Origin of the sequence: Geobacter sp. (genome assembly GCF_027327745.1) — a bacterium.
Classification (GTDB): Bacteria; Desulfobacterota; Desulfuromonadia; order Geobacterales; family Geobacteraceae; genus Geobacter.
In genome coordinates this window covers 17441-35235 of sequence record NZ_DAHVYG010000043.1, presented here as the reverse complement: position 1 = coordinate 35235, position 17795 = coordinate 17441, and the positions used below count along the sequence as shown (strand labels likewise).

12 protein-coding genes are annotated in these 17795 nt (G+C 64.5%); 8 read left to right on the top strand and 4 right to left on the bottom strand.

Annotated features, from left to right (window positions below; genetic code table 11):
- Window positions 1-1461, top strand: a 1461-nt coding sequence (locus M6689_RS09010; RefSeq protein ID WP_298270513.1) for a cation acetate symporter, incomplete at its 5' end; no start/stop codon positions are given.
- A 108-nt stretch (window positions 1462-1569) separates the two neighbouring features.
- On the opposite strand, the gene M6689_RS09005 is transcribed toward M6689_RS09010, so the two are convergent.
- Window positions 1570-3345, bottom strand: coding sequence for a chloride channel protein (locus M6689_RS09005; RefSeq protein ID WP_298270511.1), 1776 nt, complete (start codon window positions 3343-3345; stop codon window positions 1570-1572).
- A gap of 292 nt (window positions 3346-3637) precedes the next feature.
- Between M6689_RS09005 and M6689_RS09000 the strand changes: the two genes are divergently transcribed.
- From M6689_RS09000 to M6689_RS08980, 5 genes are all read left to right on the top strand, one after another.
- Entirely contained in the window at window positions 3638-3769 is a 132-nt protein-coding gene (locus tag M6689_RS09000) for a hypothetical protein (protein WP_298270509.1), read from the top strand.
- Window positions 3770-3881: 112 nt separating this feature from the next.
- A complete protein-coding gene (locus tag M6689_RS08995) occupies window positions 3882-4379 on the top strand; it encodes a MarR family transcriptional regulator (protein ID WP_298270506.1) in 498 nt (165 codons plus the stop codon).
- Window positions 4380-4449: 70 nt separating this feature from the next.
- Complete coding sequence (locus M6689_RS08990; RefSeq protein WP_298270504.1) at window positions 4450-4749, top strand: hypothetical protein; 300 nt, start codon at window positions 4450-4452, stop codon at window positions 4747-4749.
- Between the two features lie 85 nt (window positions 4750-4834).
- The gene (gene pal / locus M6689_RS08985; protein WP_298270501.1) at window positions 4835-5425 is read left to right on the top strand and encodes a peptidoglycan-associated lipoprotein Pal; all 591 of its coding nucleotides are present in this window, start codon (window positions 4835-4837) and stop codon (window positions 5423-5425) included.
- Window positions 5426-5512: 87 nt separating this feature from the next.
- Window positions 5513-6607 (top strand): tetratricopeptide repeat protein, encoded by a 1095-nt coding sequence (locus tag M6689_RS08980; protein ID WP_298270499.1) that lies wholly within the window; start codon window positions 5513-5515, stop codon window positions 6605-6607.
- Between the two features lie 35 nt (window positions 6608-6642).
- On the opposite strand, the gene treS is transcribed toward M6689_RS08980, so the two are convergent.
- Window positions 6643-9975, bottom strand: a complete 3333-nt coding sequence (treS, locus tag M6689_RS08975) for a maltose alpha-D-glucosyltransferase (RefSeq protein WP_298270496.1) — start codon at window positions 9973-9975, stop codon at window positions 6643-6645.
- Between the two features lie 200 nt (window positions 9976-10175).
- Here treS and M6689_RS08970 point away from each other — a divergent pair, with 200 nt between their 5' ends.
- Window positions 10176-11369 (top strand): cation:proton antiporter, encoded by a 1194-nt coding sequence (locus M6689_RS08970; protein ID WP_298270494.1) that lies wholly within the window; start codon window positions 10176-10178, stop codon window positions 11367-11369.
- A 38-nt stretch (window positions 11370-11407) separates the two neighbouring features.
- Here the strand turns inward: M6689_RS08970 and M6689_RS08965 are convergent, their stop codons facing one another.
- Window positions 11408-13399, bottom strand: coding sequence for an alpha-1,4-glucan--maltose-1-phosphate maltosyltransferase (locus tag M6689_RS08965; RefSeq protein WP_298270491.1), 1992 nt, complete (start codon window positions 13397-13399; stop codon window positions 11408-11410).
- A 202-nt stretch (window positions 13400-13601) separates the two neighbouring features.
- Between M6689_RS08965 and M6689_RS08960 the strand changes: the two genes are divergently transcribed.
- Window positions 13602-14783, top strand: coding sequence for a glycoside hydrolase 100 family protein (locus M6689_RS08960; protein ID WP_298270489.1), 1182 nt, complete (start codon window positions 13602-13604; stop codon window positions 14781-14783).
- Window positions 14784-14798: 15 nt separating this feature from the next.
- Here the strand turns inward: M6689_RS08960 and M6689_RS08955 are convergent, their stop codons facing one another.
- Complete coding sequence (locus M6689_RS08955) at window positions 14799-17786, bottom strand: malto-oligosyltrehalose synthase (protein ID WP_298270486.1); 2988 nt, start codon at window positions 17784-17786, stop codon at window positions 14799-14801.
- Between the last annotated feature and the right edge of the window lie 9 nt (window positions 17787-17795).

Here is a 17795-nt window from a genome sequence, read left to right as displayed (position 1 = left end):
GGCGACATCCTCTCCTTCCGCACCGAGCCGAAACCGGTCCGCGCCGTGGCGGCCCTCTCCACCGTCGCCGTCTCCACCTTCTACCTCACCGCCCAGATGGTCGGTGCCGGCAAGCTGATGCAGCTTCTCATCGGCATCCCGTACAAGACCGCCATCATCGGCGTCGGCATCCTGATGGTCGGCTACGTCGTCTTCGGCGGCATGACCGCCACCACCTGGGTCCAGATCATCAAGGCCGGCCTCCTCATGTCGGGTGCAGCCCTCCTCTCCCTCCTGGTGGCCATCAAGGCCGGCTTCAACCCGCTCCAGTTCTTCAGCGACATCGCCAACAGTGCCAGCATCCAGGATTACGTTTCGAAGATGGTAATGAAGGACGGCGTTACACTCGCCGGCGCCGACGCCGGCCAGCGCTTCCTGGAGCCGGGGCTCTTCCTGAAGGCACCCCTTGACCAGATATCCCTCGGGATGGCGCTCGTCCTCGGCACCGCCGGCATGCCCCACATCCTGATGCGCTTCTTCACCGTGCCGACCGCACAGGCCGCCCGCAAGAGCGTCATCATCGCCATGTTCCTCATCGGCGGCTTCTACATCCTCACCACGCTCCTGGGCTTCGGCGCCGCCATCCATCTCACCCCGCAGGGCATCAAGGCTGTGGATGCCGGCGGCAACATGGCCACCATGATGCTCGCCCAGAAGCTCGGTGCCGACATCTCCCCGGTCATCGGCGACGTCTTCCTTGCCTTCCTCTGCGCCGTCGCCTTCGCCACCATCCTGGCGGTCGTCTCAGGCCTGGTGCTTTCGGCCTCCGCCGCCATCGCCCATGATATCTACGTTAACGTCATCAAGGACGGCCACGCCGACCAGCACGAGCAGGTCATGGCCGCCCGCATCACCTCGCTGTGCGTCGGCGCCGTCGGGATCCTGATCGGCATCCTCGCCGAAAACCAGAACGTCGCAGTTCTGGTGGCGCTTGCCTTCGCCGTGGCCGCATCCGGCAACCTGCCGGTTGTCGTGATGTCGCTCTTCTGGAAGAAGTTCAACACCGCCGGCGTTATCTCCGGCCTGGTGGTCGGCACCGTATCCGCCATCGCGCTCCTCATGATCTCCCCCAACATGACCTACCCGAAGAGCGTGGCCGCCGGCGCCAAGAAGACCATCGAGGCGCTGGAGAAGAAGCAGGCTGCCCTCCCGCCGGGGGCGACTCTCGACGAGAAGGATGCAGCGGCGCTGGCGAAAGCTCACAAGACCTACGAATCAAACAAGGACGGCACCTCGATGGCCGGTCTGGACAAGGCGCTCTTCCCGCTGAAGAACCCGGGGATCGTCTCCATCCCCCTCGGCTTCCTGGCCGCCATCATCGGTGCTCTTGCCTTCCCGAGCCGCCGCTCCGAAGAGATGTTCGACGAGATCTACGTCCGCCAGAACACCGGCATCGGCATGGCGAAGGCGATCGACCACTAGGATCTCCACGATTTCTGTGCTGCGATCGGGGGGAGGGGAAACCTTCCCCCTTTTTTTGACCCGAAGCGGGATGGTGCTGCTGGCGGGAAGATTCGGCCGGAACCGTGATCAGCTCTTGAGGGCGCGCTCCATGACCATCCGCTCGTAGGTCCCCATGATGTCGCGGCGGGAGAGGATGCCGATCACCCTCGTTCCCCCCGGCCGGTCGACGACCGGAAGCTGCTCGAAGTCGCAGTAGTCGATCATGCGCAGCGCCTCGGCGAGGCTCACTTCGGTCGTGATGGTTACCACTTCGGCATTGGCCAGGTCCCTGAGCGTGACGACGTCATGGTGCTCCCGATCGAAGGCGACGCCGAGAAAGTCCTGGAGGGTGACGATCCCCGAGAGGGCGCCGGCGCTGTTCATGAGGGGGAAGCTGCTCTGTTTCGCCCGGGCCAGGTGGTCTCCGAACTGGCTGATCGTCATGGTCTCCGGCAGGAGCTCCGGAGCGGGGGCCATGGCATCGCGCACCGTGAGCATTTCGAGCAGGTTCTGCTCCTTGCCGATGTGGAGGTTGATCCCCTCCGCCGCCAGGTCGACGGTGTCGATCCCCTCCTTCTTGAAATGGCGCGCGATGGCCGTGCCGACAACGCAGGCAATCATGATCGGGACGATGATCTGGTACGAGCCGGTCATCTCGAAGAGGAGGAAGATGCCGGTCATGGGGGCGTGGGCCACGGCGGCAAGAAACGCCCCCATCCCGACCAGGGCGTAGGCCCCCGGCGTCGAGCAGTAGGCGGGGAAGAGCTGGTTGAGGAGGTAGCCGAAGCTCGACCCGGTCACGGCGCCGATGAAGAGCGACGGGGCGAACGTCCCTCCCGGGAGCCCCGAACCGAGGGTGACCCCCGTGGCGAGGAGCTTGCCGGCAATCAGGGCGGTGACGAGGAGCCAGCCGGCATCGTTGCTCACCACCCGCTCGATGAAGTGATAGCCGTTGCCTTCCACCTGGGGGAGCACCACGGCGATCACCCCCACGAGAATTCCTCCCAGGCATGGTTTCAGGAGCGGATGCAGGGTGAGGGAGGCAAACCATGTCCTGATCTTCCGGTAGCAGCCGATGAACAGGACGGCGATGCAGCCGCAGGCGGTGCCGAGGGCGGCGTAGAAGAGAAGCTCGACCGGATGGATCAGCTGGTAGGCGGGAACGTCGAAGGCCGGCATGTTGCCGAAGAGGGCGCGGGAAACCACCGTGGCCATCCCCGACGAGATCACGATGCTCGTGAAGGAGGAGAGCTCGAAGGAGGAGAGGAGCACGATCTCGTGGGCGAAGAAGACCCCGGCGAGGGGGGCGTTGAAGGTTGCCGCCACCCCCCCGGAAACGCCGCAGCCGATCAGGACCTTGAGCCGTTCGCCCGATGTGCCGAGAAGCTGCCCGATGAAGGAGCCGGCGGTCCCCCCGATCTGGGCGATGGGGCCTTCCTGGCCGGCGGAGCCTCCGGAACCGATGGTGAGGGCGGAGGAGATCCCCCTCGTCAGGATGAGCCGCCAGCGCAGTTTCCCCCCCTTCAGATTCACCGCCTCCAGGAAGCGGGGGAATCCGAAGGAGAGGTCCTCCCGGAAAAAGTAGAAGAGGGGGAGCATCAGCAGCGCCCCCGCCAGGGGAAAGGCGATTGCCCAGAGCCGGTGCCAGCTCCAGACGTCCGGGGCGTAGCCGGTCAGGGGAGAGCTCGAATCGATGATCAGCCAGTGGAAGAAGTCGATGCACCTGCGGAAGGCGTAGTTGCTGAGTCCCGCCAGAAGCCCGATCACCACGGCGAGAATCGCCATGAAGGTGTTTTCGCTGACGCGGAAGAGGGAAAGGAATTTGAAGATCTGTTTGCGGACCCGGGAAAACCTCCGCAACATGATGATATCACTAAGCCATTGTGGCTGGAAGACAGACATCGGGGCGAAATTCCTCTTGATTTTTGCGGAAATATTTTGTATGCAAATTATATACAGAGGTGAACGACGAAAAGCAATTCCCTTTTCGGGCAACACCAGCCGTGTCCCCTAAAAGAAGCTGCCACGTCTATTTTTCTCACAAGCAGTGGGGGAAGGCCAACCCAAAGTTGATCGTTTCCGCACTATCCGACGGGATGAGAGAGGCCTTCTGCGGAGGGGTAGGGGCTCAAACCAGGGTAATGGGGGATCCGGCATGATAAGAACTTCCAATTTGCGGATATTCTTCTTCGACTTTGACGGGACGCTGTCGCCGCTGGTCGACGGTGCGTACGCCATTGACGGGCCGGAATCGCTGGCCCAGGCGGTGAAGCTGGTTGTCTACTGAGCACTCCCAGGTCTGTGACAATTAATAAAAATTGCGGTTGTTTTCTCTCTCAACCGTTTGTACACTACGTTCCTGTTGCATGACCTCCGCATAGAGAGACGGGACCGTCACGGTGAGCGAGAACGAACTGATTGCCACAATTACCGATGACCTGCGCCGGGTGTTCCAGGTGGTGAACGAACACTCGAAGCGGGCGATGCGGGAAACCGGCCTGACGGGACCACAGCTCTGGACCATCAAAGTGGTGGCAGAGCACGGGCCGGTCAGGATTTCGGACCTGGCGCGCCGGCTCTATCTGCACAACGCGACGGTGGTCGGCATTGTCGACCGGCTGGAAGCCCAGGGGATGGTGGCGCGGACCCGCTCCACCGAGGACCGGCGGGTGGTGACGGTCGCCCTGACCGCCAAGGGGCGCGAGCTGGTGGCCCGGGCGCCGGAAGTTGCCCAGGGGCTCCTCGTCGGCGGGCTGGAGAACATCCCCCCGGAGAAGCTGCAGACCATCTCGGAGGGGCTGAAGCTCCTGGTCCAGATCCTGGGGGCCCAGCATCTTCCCCCCCAGCTCATCCTCTCCCCCGAAGTGAACACGGGGACGGAATCGAGAGGGCAATGATCAGCCACCCGATGACCCGATCATGAGAGTGATGCGCAAGACCAGAGTTCTCCTGCGGCAGGGGAGGCTGATGGCGCTGTTGGTATCGGCCATTGTCGCCCTTGTCGTCGTCCAGGGGATGAAGATGCCGACCCCCTCGCGGGTGGGGAAGCCGCTGCCACGGCCGCGGGCCATCCTTGAGAGCCATGTCAAGCCGGGGAGCCAGGCCGAGCACGCCATCGACCGGGCGATTTTCGGCACCTGCCGGCCTGCGCCACCCGCAGACGGACCCTTCGCCACCATCTCGCTTTTCGTGAGAAGCGATTCATGGCAGGCTATCCTCTACGGAAGTTCTCCCTCCCGGGCGCCACCTCATTTTATCCGTTGCTGAATCGACGGTGTCGCTTCACTACAGTGCGGCGGCCGGTTCCCGGCACGCCGATAACATCAATATTCCAAAAGAGGGAGATACAAAAATGTCGAAACAGGTTTCACGTATTGCCGCCGTAGCTTTTTGCGCCGCGTTGCTCATGGCCGGATGCGCCAAACAGGAAATGGTGAAGAAGGATGAGGGGATCGCCCCGGCGCAGGCGAAGGCGGCGCCGCAACAGACGGCGGCGAAGCAGGAGCCGCAGAACGTTGCGGTCAAGGAGCAGCCGGTCCGGCAGGAGCCGGTGAAGGAGACCGCCTCGCAGCAGGCGGCGGACGCTTCGTCGCTTGCCGCCCTCAAGGCCGAGCTCCAGACCATCTATTTCGATTTCGATGCCTCCACCCTGACCGATGCCGCAAGAAGCAGCCTCGCCAAGAATGCGGAGGTGCTGAAGAAGAACGCGACGGCGAAGATCCAGATCGCGGGTAACTGCGACGAGCGGGGCTCCGACGAGTACAACCTCGCCCTCGGCGAGAAGAGGGCCCAGGCCGCCAAGAAGTACCTCGTGACCATGGGCGTTGCGGCGGAGCGCCTCACCACCATCAGCTACGGCAAGGAGAAGCCGGCCGACCCCGGCCACAACGAGGCCGCATGGGCCAAGAACCGCAGGGACGATTTCGACGTGCTCTCACGCTGACCACTTTTCACCACCGCGGAAAGCACTGGAAAGGAGCCCTCTGGGCTCCTTTTCTATTTTAACAGGCTATAAAAGCAGGAGAAAATCATGGTTCGACTTATGATCGCGGCAATCGGGGTCGTACTTATGGCTGCCGCCCCGCTCCGCGCCGCGGAGCACGGGAACACCAGCGGCAGTTACCGGCGGGGGGTGGAGCTGGAGGCAAGGGGTGATCTTGACGGCGCCGCCTCGGAGTACCGCAAGACCCTCAGAAGAGAGGGAGCCCATTTTGATGCCCGGCGCCATCTCGCCGAAATCCTGGCGTTGCGGGGGGAATATCCCCAGGCAATAAGACTTTACAAGGAACTGGCGCGCCGGGCGGAAAACAATCCGATCATTCATTTCCGTCTCGCCCGCCTGTACCTCATGAACCGCAATTATTCCAGGGCGGAAAAGGAGTACCGCCTCGCTGCCAGCCTCGATCCGAACAACCCGGTTCCCAGGCGGGAACTGGCGAGACTGCTGGTCCATGAGGGGAAGCTTGACGGGGCGGAGAAGCTCTACCGGGATGTTATCCGGATCGACGCCGGTGACGATGCCTCCCGCAATGCCCTCGTCGCCCTCTACGTGAAGGCGCGAAAATATGCCGAGCTGAGTGCGCTGCTGGAGGAGAATGTCCGCCTCCACCCCGAGGATCCGGCGAGCTATTACAAGCTGGGACTCGTCTATGACGTCAGGAAGGAGTACCGGACCGCCGCTGACTCCTACCGCCGGGCGATCGAGCTCGACGATGACTATGCCAAGGCTTACAACGCGCTCGGCAAGCTCTATCTGAAGACCGGCGAGTTCGGCAAGGCCCGCCAGGCGCTTGTTGCAGCCAGCAAGGCCGATCCCGGGCTCCGGGAGCCGAGGGCGCTGCTGGCGGCTCTCAATGACGAGGCTTATGACCCGACCATCGCCAAAGCAAAAAAGGCACACCGGAAGAAATCGGTTCGCAAGGGGGGCCGGATAAAAAGCCGGCACAAGGTGAAACGGCCGGTCAAGAAGCCGGCAAAGAAAACCGTGCGGCGTGCCGCCCGAAAGTCCCACTCCCTGAAGGCTTCGTCCGGACGCTCTTCTGCATCGAAAAAGCACACTGCCGCGCGGAAGCCGAAACGCTCTTACCGAAAGAAGAGCCACAGGAAGAGAAAGGGGAGGAAATAATCCCCTGCTTTTGCCCGAAGGGAAGACCTCTCCGCTTACCGGTATTCCCCCAGCGTCATCTCGATCCCCTTCAGCGGCAGCCAGACCCAGTCGGGGCGGTTGTTGAGCTCGTAGCCGAGCTCGTAGATCGCCTTGTCGAGGATGAAGGTGCGGAGCAGGACCCCGAAGTCGTCCCGGTCCCCTGGGACGAGAGGAATCCCGGCGAGCCGTTCCAGGTACCCCTGCAGGAAGCGGCAGCTCACGTAGTAGTAGCAGGCCTCGGCCCACGGCTCCAGGAGCGGGCGGTCGTCCGGGTGGCGGTTGACGTGGTGGAAGAGCGCCGTCATGGCGGCGTAGTGGAACGAGCGGATCATCCCCGCCACGTCCCGCAGAGGGGTCCGCTTGAGGCGCCGCTCGCTAAGGGTGCGGGCCGGCTCCCCCTCGAAGTCTATGATGAAGAAGTCCTTACCGGTGAAGAGAACCTGCCCCAGGTGGAAGTCGCCGTGGATGCGGATCTTCATGGCCGAGATCCGTCTGCCGACGATGAGACCCAGGCGGGCGAGGATCTCCTTCTCGGCCCTGAGGACCCGGTCGGCCGCCTCCCGGTCTTCCTCCGGCAGCCGGTCCCGGTGGCGGGAGAGGAGCTGGAGGTTGCGCCGGACCTGGTTGCGCATCGACTGGTAGACCGAGCGCTGGTAGAGGATGGAGTACTCCTCGGCGCGCCACGACGGGTCGTCGCCCCCCGAGGCGAAGGCCAGGTGGAGCTCGGCGGTCCGCCGTCCGAGAAGCCCCGCCATCTCCAGGTGGAAGCCGCCGATGAGGTCGGCGATGGGGGGCGGGATCTCGCAGGCACTGCCGTCGAGGAGCGTCGGGAGCGGCTCCGGCAGGGGGGGAAGCTCTTCCCGGCGGGCGAGGAGCCGCTCGTAGTACTGGGAGAGGAGGTGGAGGGAAAGCCGCCAGGCGTCCCCCTGGTTCTTGACGAATCCCTGGACGAGGGCGACGGCGCTCGGCTGGGCGCCGGGTCGCCGCAGCTCCAGGGCGCCGTGGAACGGTGGGACGTTCGGGTAGCCGGCCCTTGCCGTTAGAAACCGCGCGATTTCGACTTCCGGGTTGATTCCCGCCTCGATCCGCCGGTAGAGCTTGATGACGTAGCGGTCCCCGTAGAGGATGGTGCTGTTGGTCTGCTCCCCCCTGAGCAGCCGGGAGGGGAGTCGCTCGGCCGCCGGCATCCGTTCTCCCCGGGCAGTGCCGTGGAGCGGCGCCAGCACCCCCCCCCGCTCGCTTGGCAGTTGTTTCCGGCCGAGGGCGAGGGCGAGGATCGCGTCGCGGAACCAGGGATCGTAGGCCGCATCGCAGAGGATCCCCTCCGTGTCGCCGGCGGAGAGGAGGGCGATCCGGCTGTTGGGGAACTCGGTCGTCACCCCCTTCGCGACCTCACCGGTGAGGAGCGTAACCGGGATGAAGTAGGTCTCCGGGTTCCCCTCCAGATAGCTCACCTCCACGAAGAAGAGGGGATAGACCTGGTCGGCGTGCCTGAGGAGGACAGCGTCGACCCGGGAGAGGCCGATGATGGTGCGCGCCTTTCCCTGGAACCAGCGGCTGCGCTGGAGAAATTCCATCGCCACCCGTTCGCGGAACTCGTCCCGCCTCGCTTTCAGGAGCCCTTCCCACCAGGGGAGCCCCCCGCCGAGCCGGATGTGCGGCAGCTCCCCCTCGGCCGCCAGCGGGGCCTCCCGGCGACGCAGGAGAAACCAGAAGTGGTCGTGGGGCCCGAGGGTGAGGGGGTAGGGGGTCTCGTGGATGGCCGGGAAGCGGTTGCGGCTGAAGAGGTCCTCGGGAACCGCGCCGGCATACGGGGAGAGGTCGAGGCTCACCGCCTGGGCGAAGCGGGAGAGATTCGCCACCACGAGGATCGTCTCCTCCTCATGGCGGCGGATGAAGGCGAGGACCTTCGGGTTTGCCGGGAAGAGCATCTCCAGGGTGCCGCTGCTGAAGGCCCGGAACCTGCGGCGCACGGCGATGGTCCGGCGCATCCACCAGAGGAGCGAGGTGGGGTTGCGCTCCTGGGTCTCCACGTTGACCGCCTCGTAGTGGTACTCGGGGTCGATGATGACCGGGAGGTAGAGCCGCTGCGGGTTGGCCCGGGAGAAGCCGGCGTTGCGGTCGGGGCTCCACTGCATGGGGGTCCGGACCCCGTCCCGGTCCCCCAGGTAGAAGTTGTCCCCCATGCCGATCTCGTCGCCGTAGTAGATGACCGGTGTTCCCGGTAGCGAAAAGAGGAGGGCGTTCATCAGCTCGATCTTGCGCCGGTCCCGCTCCAGAAGGGGGGCGAGGCGGCGGCGGATGCCGAGGTTGATCCGGGCCTTGGGGTCGGTGGCGTAGATCCGGTACATGTAATCGCGCTCTTCGTCGGTCACCATCTCCAGGGTGAGTTCGTCGTGGTTGCGCAGAAAGATCGCCCACTGGCAGCCGTCGGGGATGGCCGGGGTCTGGTCGAGGATGTCGACGACGGGAAAGCGGTCTTCCATCTCCAGCGCCATGTACATCCGGGGCATGAGGGGGAAGTGGAAGAGCATGTTGCACTCGTCCCCTTTCCCGAAGTAGGCCACCGCGTCTTCGGGCCACTGGTTCGCCTCGCCGAGGAGCATCCGGTTCGGGAAGGTGGCGTCGACGTGACTGCGGAGCGTCTTGAGGAACTGGTGGGTCTCGGGGAGGTTCTCGCAGTTGGTCCCCTCCCGTTCGTAGAGATAGGGGACGGCGTCGAGCCGCACCCCGTCGACCCCCATCCGCAGCCAGTAGTCGACGACCCGGAGCATCTCCGCCCGGACCCGCGGGTTGTCGTAGTTGAGGTCGGGCTGGTGGGAGTAGAAGCGGTGCCAGTAGTACGCCTTTGCCACCGGGTCCCAGCTCCAGTTGGAGCCCTCGAAGTCCTGGAAGATGACCCGCGTGTCCCGGTACTTCTCCGGGGTGTCGCTCCAGACGTAGAAGTCCCGGTGGACGCTCCCCGGTCTTGCCCGCCGGGCCCGCTGGAACCAGGGGTGCTGGTCCGAGGTATGGTTGAGGACCAGCTCGGTGATGACCCGGATGCCGCGGGCGTGGGCGGCCCGGAGGAACTCCCGGAACTCCCGCAGGGTGTTGTAGCTCGGGTGGACGTCGTAGTAGTCGGCGATGTCGTAGCCGTCGTCCCGCAAGGGGGAAGGATAGAAGGGGAGGAGCCACAGGGCGGTGATCCCGAGGGAGTGGAGATAGTCGAGTTTCTCCATGAGCCCCCGGAAATCGCCGATGCCGTCGCCGTCGGCGTCGGCGAAGGCCTTCACGTGGAGCTGGTAGATGACGGCGTCCTTGTACCAACTCGTGTCTGCTGCCAGCTTGGCATCGTGCGCAGCCAAAACGGAACCTCTCCTTATCCGCGTGATGAAATCGAAATCATGTTCCGGCTGGGAATTCCGGGCGCCATGACCGGAATGAGCCACTTGTCATGTGCTTGACGCCGCATTGCGATGGCAATTATACCATGTCGTGAGGCAGTTGCCGTGCGTCGCGGCGACAGCCGTTGTCGAAAAATTTCAATGACCAGCGAGGATTATCGATGCCGTTATTAAGCAGTTTGCTCATCCTCATCGTTGTCGCCCGACTCTTCGGCCAAATATTTCACCGATTCAACCAGCCTGCCATTGTAGGCGAGATGTTGGCCGGTATGCTCCTGGGTCCTACCGCACTGAACCTGATCCATCCCAATGCTGCACTCTCCGGCATCTCGGAATTGGCGGTTTTCCTCGTCGTGCTCTCTGCCGGGCTGGAGATGAATTTCAAGGATATCGTCGGTGCCTTATGCAGCAAAGGGGTCGTTATTGCCTTTCTCGGGTTCGCGATGCCGCTGGCAGCTGGAATTCTCGTGGGCATCGCATTTCAATTGGATGTCATGAGGACGGTTTTCCTCGGACTCTGCGTGTCCATTACCGCACTCCCCGTCGCCGTTCGAATGCTCCAGGTCTTCAATCTGCTCGATTCGGATATTGCACGCTATTCGGTTGCAACCGCCATTTTCAACGATGTTGTGGCCCTTCTGGCGCTTGGGGTCATTCTGAATCTTCCGGCACAGCCATCCCTCGAAGCGGTCGCAGTCTCGATCATCGGCACAAGCTGGAAGCTCATCGCACTCGGCGGTTTCATACTGGGTTTCAACTTGTCCATTGGGAAAATGATCAAGAAAGGGATCCGTATCCAGAAAATCTCGGAGAAGCTGGTTGATCTCCTCGGCAGCGAAGCCTTATTCGGAATCCTTGTGCTCTTTGTTCTGACTTTCGGCTCGGTTAGCCAGGCCTTGGGGTTTCACTTCGTAATCGGGGCGTTCTTCGGCGCTCTGTTGATCGACCGGAAATTTTTCCTTGCCTCTCGCTTTCATGAACTCGAACATACGTTGAGATCGGTCACCGAAGGTTTCCTGGCTCCCGTCTTTTTCGCCTACCTCGGGATAGAGTTCGATATAAGCACCCTGAAGTCGTTCGACTTCATTGCGATAGTGTTGGCGGTATCCATAGGATCAAAAATTCTTGCGGGGTGGTTGGGAGGTTGCTCTATTCGACTTACGCAAGCGCAGTCGCTCGGAATCGGCGTCATCCTGAACGGCCGAGGAGTCATGGAGCTTGTAATCGCAAGCATAGCCTACGAACATGGCTTCATAGGGCAAAGTTTGTTTTCGACCCTGATCCTGATGGGGGTGGTGACTACGATGATTACCCCGTTCATGTTCCGAAAATGGGTTATGCCGAAGCTCACCTGATCGTCCTCGGCGCCTACCGCCGGGATTACACATCCACGTCACATGAAATAGTCGAAATCGTGTTCCCGGCGCAGCCGGGGGCGCAGACGGAAGATCCGTCCGGGGATGCCGGCCGGGTCGAGCCGGAGCCGGTTCTCGGCCCCGTGCCAGATCTGGCGCTCACCGGTTATGAGTCCCTCCACCAGAAGCGGGTGTCCTTCCTCCACTCCCAGTATATCGAGGGGAAGGGCGACTGTCGCCTCCTGGGGCATGAAGGGATCCAGCGACACCACCACGAGCAGGATGCTGCCGCGCCCCGGTGCCATCTTCAGGCCGGCGATTACGCTGCCGTTGTCGGTGGCGCAGAAGTGGAGGTTCCCGTTCTCCTGCAGGGCGGGCTCCTCCCGCCGGACCCGGTTGATGCGGGTGATGAGTTCCCGCAGGCTTTCCGGGGTCTCCCAGTCCCAGGAGCGCACCTCGTACTTCTCCGAATCCCGGTACTCCTCCCTGTTCGGCAGGGCGTCGGCGACGAAGAGCTCGAACGGCGGGCCGTAGATGCCGCAGCTTGCCGAAAGGGTGGCGGCCAGCAGGTACCGGATGGCGAACGCTGGCTTCCCCCCGAACTGGAGGAATTCCGGGAGGATGTCGGGGGTGTTGGGCCAGAAGTTGGGGCGGAAGAACTCCCGGACCCCGGTGCGGGTCAGCTCCGCCAGGTACAGCTCCAGCTCCATCTTCGTGTTGCGCCAGCAGAAGTAGGTGTACGACTGGCTGAAGCCGAGCTTGGCGAGCCGGTACATGACCCTGGGGCGGGTGAACGCCTCGGAGAGAAAGACCGTCTCCGGATGCTCCCGCTTCAGCTCCCGGATTACCCACTCCCAGAAGGCGAACGGCTTGGTGTGGGGATTGTCGACCCGGAAGATGGTGATCCCCTGGCCGATCCAGAACCGGAACACCTCCCGCAGTTCCTCCCAGAGGGGTTGCCAGGCGTCGGTCTCGAAGTCGAAGGGGATGACGTCCTGATACTTCTTCGGCGGATTTTCGGCGTACTGGACCGTCCCGTCGGGGCGCCAGCGGAACCACTCGGGATGCTCCCCCACCCAGGGATGATCGGGGGAGCACTGGAAGGCGATGTCCAGGGCCACCTCCAGGCCGTGGTCGCCGGCGGCGGCGGTGAAGCGGCGGAACTCCTCAAGGGTGCCGAGCTGCGGGTGGATCGCCGTGTGCCCCCCCTCGGCCGAGCCGATGGCCCAGGGGGAGCCCGGGTCGTCGGCCTCGGCGACCGGGCTGTTGTTCTTTCCCTTCCGGTTGGTGATGCCGATGGGGTGGATGGGGGGGAGGTAGACCACGTCGAAGCCCATCCGGGCGATGGCGGGGAGGAGCTTCTCGCAGTCGGCGAAGCTGCCGTGGGGAACGGTATCCGTGCCGCAGGAGCGGGGGAAGAGTTCGTACCAGGTGCTGAAGCGGGCCACCGTGCGTTCCACCACCACTTCGAGCTCCTTTGCGTAGCGGGTGGTCCCCCGCTCGTCGCGGTGCGCCGCCATGAGGAGGGCGAGCTCGGCATCCCCGGCAAGCGCCGTCCCCCGTCGGTTTCCTGCTGCCAGCAGTTCTTCGGCATACCGGGCCAGGCGCTCGGCCTCGATCCCCCGGGCCCGTCCCGTCGCCTCGTTCACCAGCGCGGCCCCGATCTGGAGCTCCACGGCGACATTTTCTCCGGCCTCCAGCCGCTTCACCAGATCGTGCCGCCAGGTGGCGAAGCGGTCGATCACCCCTTCGACGGTGAAGAACCAGCTCCCCAGGGTGTCGACCACGAAGGAGGCGCGCCAGCGGTCGTTGCCCAGGCGCTCCATGGGGAGGCGCTGCCAGGCGCGCTGGTCGGCGTGGCGGTAGAGAAGGGAAACCGCCAGCTCGTCGTGTCCGTCGCAGAAGACGTCGGCCTCCACCGCCACCTCCTCCCCCATCACCCGCCTGGCCGGAAACCGGCCGCCGTCGACCTCAGGAGAGACGCTTTCGATCGCCACCCGCCGCCGTCCGTCTTCGGGGAACTTCGTCATGGGGACCTCCTTGGAACGTAGATATCAGGATCTTCCGCCGGAAGTTACCCCCCTTTGGAAAAGGGGGGGCAGGGGGGATATCCCGGCGGTACTTAAATCCCCCTAAATCCCCCTTTTTCAAAGGGGGACTTTGTCCTGCGGCCCCCTTGCGGCCCCGCCGGCACTGGGGTAGAATCCGGAAAGAGCCGGGAAGGGGAGCCTTATGGAGCGACACGAAACGGAACTGCTGACCGAGTGCCGGGAGCGATCCCTGGAGCTGCTGAGGCGAAACGCCTCGCCCGCGGGGATTCTTGCCGCCTCCCGGGGGGAGCGGGCGGACCGGCGGGACTACACCACGGTCTTCAGTCGCGATGCCGCCATCTGCACCCTCGGTATGGCCGCATCGGGAGAGCCGGACCTCCTCGCCCTGGCCGCTGCGGGGGTGCGGACCCTGGCCGCGGCCCAGGCCGGAAACGGTCAGATCCCCAACTACGTCAAGCCCGAGAGCGGCCGGGTCGACTTCTGGTACTCGGGGTGCATCGACGCCACCCTCTGGTGGCTGGTGGCGCTGCGCACCTGCACAGCCGCCGGCGTGCCGGAACTGGGCGGGGAGCTCGCCGGGGCGGCCGAGCGGGCCATCGGCTGGCTCCGGTGCCAGGAGCACCCGGTCTGGGGGCTGGTGCAGCAGAACGAGGCGAGCGACTGGGCGGACATCATGCCCCGCTCGGGGTTCGTCCTTTACTCCAACGCCCTCTGGTACGCGGTCAAGCGGCTCTACCGCCTGCCGGGGGCCGAGATCACCCGCGACTACGCCAACCACCTCTTTTTCCCCTTCGGCCCGGCGGTCCCCGAGGAGCGCCGGGCGCGGCTCCTCATGCACTACGTGCGCAACCGGGCCGCGCGCCGCGACCTCTACCTCAGCTTCGTCAACTTCTCCCTCTGGGGGGAGGAGGGGGACGTCCTCGGCAATCTCCTCGCCTGCCTCACCGGCATCGCCGACACCTCCCGCACCCTCGCCATCGTCCGGGTGCTCCGCCGCCACCGGATCGACGACCCCTATCCGGCGCGGGCCGTGGTGGCGCCGATTCCCGAGGAGAGCCCCCTCTGGCGCCTCTACATGGCGCGCCACCGCCAGAACCACCCCTGGCAGTACCACAACGGCGGCATCTGGCCGATGATCGGCGGGTTCTGGGCGCTGCTCCTCGCCCGCCTCGGCCTGCGGGACGACGCCCGGAAAGCCGTCGCCTCCCTCGCCCGGGCCAACGCGGTGCGCGCCTGGGAGTTCAACGAGTGGTTCCACGGCCTCGACGGCGAACCCCGGGGGATGCCGGGGCAGTCGTGGAACGCCGCCATGTTCATCCTTGCCCACCGTGCCGTTGAGGGGCGCGTGTCGGTCTTCGGGTAAGAAGGCGGTCCCCGGTTACTCTGCCTCCAGCAGCGCCACCGGAAAACTCCTCAGCGCCTCGCCCAGGGGAAGGATCGCCCGGCCGCTGCGCAGCTCCGTCACGACCCGCTCGCCGGTGAGAATATTCCGATAGGCGTTTCCTGCCGTTTCGAAGGGGATCACGAGCCGCGTATCCCCCCAGGCCTCCGTCCCGAGGGGGAGGCTGCCGGCCAGGACTCCAAGACGGGTGAAGAACCGGGGCGCCACGGCGATCACCGTTTCCCCGTTGCGATAGCGCTCGAAGGCACAGACATGGTCGGCCCGCTCCCCTTCCAGGTCCAGGGGGAGGTACTTCCCCTCCTCGAAGAGGGGGCGGTGCCCCCGGCGGTAGGCAAGGAGCTTCCGGGTCAGGCAGAGCTTCACCCGGCCGTCCTCCATGGTCGTCAGGAGTTCCCGCAGCAGGGGAAGGGTGCCGCGATCCCCTTCGGCTTTCTGCAGTTCGTCCAGCAGGGCGATCCGTGCCTCGAAGTCGACCGGACGGCGGTTGTCCGGGTCCACGAGGCTGAAGTCCCAGAGTTCCGTACCCTGGTAGAAGTCGGGGATGCCGGGGGAGGCAGTCTTGAGCAGGAGCTGGGAGAGGGAGTTGAGCATGCCGCAGCGGATGAGCGGCGGGAGCTCCCGCCGCAGCTCGGCCGGAAATTCGTTTCCCGGCCGCTCCCGCAGGATGGTGTCTACGAAGTGGAGGGCCGCCTCCTCGCAGACCGGATCGGGGTTGATCCAGCTCGTGTTCACCTTCGCCTCCCGCATCGCCTTGAGCATGTACTCCCTGATCCGGGTGACGAAGGCGTCGTGCTCCCCGCCGGTCGGGTTCCCCGGCGGCCATGCCCCGACGATGGTCTGGTAGAGGAGGTACTCTTCGTTGCGGTCGGGGACCGTCCGGCCGTGGACGTTCACCTTGCGGGAGCGGTTCATCCTGCTCCAGCGGATGAGCCAGTCGCGCCAGGTCCCGGGAATCTCGGAGAGGACGCAGAGCCGGGCGCGCACGTCCTCGCTCCGCTTGGTGTCGTGGGTGGAGGTGGCGAGCATGGCAAGGGGGGTGCTCTTCGCCCGCTCGATGTTCTGGCCGTGGAACGCCTCCACCGTTATCCCGAACCGCTCCGGCGTCCCTCCCACCTCGTTGAGGGAGACCAGGCGGTTATAAACGTAGAATGCGGTGTCCTCCACCCCCTTGGCCATGACCGGGCCGGTGAGCTGCTGGAACTTCATGACGAAGTCGAGCCACTCCTCCTGCTCCTTCCCGCCGGTGCTGTCGTGGAAGCGCAGCAGCAGCACATCCTCGATGAAGGAGAAGATCGACGCGTTCATGGCCGGATTGCGCCGCTTCGCCCGGGCGACGGCGTACTCGACGTACTGGCGGTCCCGCTCGGCCACCTGGCGGCTCGCGGTGTAGGTGCGGTAGACCGGGAAGAAGGTGATTACCTCCACCAGCGCCTTGATGAGGCTCCCGAGGGTGAAATCGCGGGTGTGGCGGTTGTTTTCGGAGAGGGTGTTGAGGCGGTGCCCGAGGGTGTTGATTTCTCCCGCCATGGAGACCTGCATCACCTCCTTTTTCTTCTCATAGGCGATCTCGGCGAAATGGAGCCGTTCCCGGAGGAAGCGGGCGTAAATGGCGTCGAAGGCCCTGGCGTTGCGGGTGTCGACGAACAGCCCCGTCACGGCGTTGGCGAACTCGTAGCCGGTGGTGCTGTAGACCGGCCAGTCGTCGGGGAGCCGCTCCCCTTTCGTCAGGATCTTCTCGCCGATGATGTAGAACGGTTTCGCCTGGGGCGACACCGCCAGCATCTCGTCGTACATCTGGCCGATCCCCTCCACGAGCCCTTCTTCTCCCTCTTCTCCTTCCCGCTCGAAGGGGGCGCCGGTGAGGGAGGCGAGGCGGGTCTGGAGAAAGCAGGCCTTCTGGAGCCGCCGGAGGTAGTCGGTGGGGTCGTAGAGGCCGTCGGCGTGGTCGATCCGCAGCCCGGTCACCTTCCCCCGGCGGACCAGCTCCAGCACGAAGCGGTGGGTCTCGTCGAAGACCCGCGGGAGCTCCATCCGGATGGCGCCCAGGGCATTGATGTCGAAAAAGCGGCGGTAGTTGATCTCCTCGGTGGCGGTCCGCCAGTGGGCGAGGCGGTAGACCTGCTGGCGGAGCAGCCCGTCCAGAAGATCGAAGCTGCGGGGATTTCCCTTCTCGCCGTTGAAGATCTCCACGTTCTCGTCGATGAACGCCTTGACGGCCCAGTTTTCGCGGCACAGGGCCCACAGCCGCCCCTTGATCACCTCCTTCTCCCGGTAGCGCTCCCGGATCCGGTCGGGGTCGCAGTCGGTGTAGAGGGGGAGGTGGGAGATGGCGGTAACGATGCTCAGGAGCTCCCGGTACCCCTCGTGGTCGGGGGGGAGCATCCGTTCCAGCTCGACGAGCCGGTGGGTGAGGATGGGGCTGTAGGTCTTGGGGATGATCGGGAAACGGTGCTCGTAGTAGCTGATGAAAAACGCCCCCTCCTCGAAGGAGAGGCGGAGCTCGCCGTTCTCCAGGACCGCTCCGTACTGGTCGCCGAGGACCGGGATCAGAACCTTGTTGGCCAGCTCCCGTTTCACCGGCGACCAGTCCACGTCGAAGAAGTCGGCGTAAGCCGAGCTCGGGCCGTTTTCCAGCAGATCGAGCCAGCAGCGGTTTTCTCCCCCCTCGATGCACATGTGGTTAGGCACGAAGTCGAGCACCTGTCCCATGCCGTGCCGGGCCAGCACCGCGTAGAAGGCGTCGAAATCGTCCGCCGTTCCGACCTCGGGGTTGAGGCTGTTCTGGTCGACGATGTCGTAGCCGTGCATGCTCCCCGGCCGGGCTTTCAGGTACGGCGAGGCGTAGACGTCGGTCACCCCCAGGGCGTCGAGATAGGGAACGATCCGCTCGGCGTCCCGGAAGCCGAACCGGCCGTTGAACTGGAGGCGGTAGGTGGCCGCCGGGATGCGCTTCATGCTGTCCATAGGTCACTC

Bases quoted from the DNA above. Each gene is read 5' to 3' on its own strand.
- M6689_RS09005 (WP_298270511.1), bottom strand. From the start codon at position 3,345: ATGTTGCGGAGGTTTTCCCGGGTCCGCAAACAGATCTTCAAATTCCTT.
- M6689_RS09000 (WP_298270509.1), top strand. From the start codon at position 3,638: ATGATAAGAACTTCCAATTTGCGGATATTCTTCTTCGACTTTGACGGG.
- M6689_RS08990 (WP_298270504.1), top strand. From the start codon at position 4,450: ATGGCGCTGTTGGTATCGGCCATTGTCGCCCTTGTCGTCGTCCAGGGG.
- pal (WP_298270501.1), top strand. From the start codon at position 4,835: ATGTCGAAACAGGTTTCACGTATTGCCGCCGTAGCTTTTTGCGCCGCG.
- M6689_RS08980 (WP_298270499.1), top strand. From the start codon at position 5,513: ATGGTTCGACTTATGATCGCGGCAATCGGGGTCGTACTTATGGCTGCC.
- M6689_RS08970 (WP_298270494.1), top strand. From the start codon at position 10,176: ATGCCGTTATTAAGCAGTTTGCTCATCCTCATCGTTGTCGCCCGACTC.
- M6689_RS08965 (WP_298270491.1), bottom strand. From the start codon at position 13,399: ATGACGAAGTTCCCCGAAGACGGACGGCGGCGGGTGGCGATCGAAAGC.
- M6689_RS08960 (WP_298270489.1), top strand. From the start codon at position 13,602: ATGGAGCGACACGAAACGGAACTGCTGACCGAGTGCCGGGAGCGATCC.
- M6689_RS08955 (WP_298270486.1), bottom strand. From the start codon at position 17,786: ATGGACAGCATGAAGCGCATCCCGGCGGCCACCTACCGCCTCCAGTTC.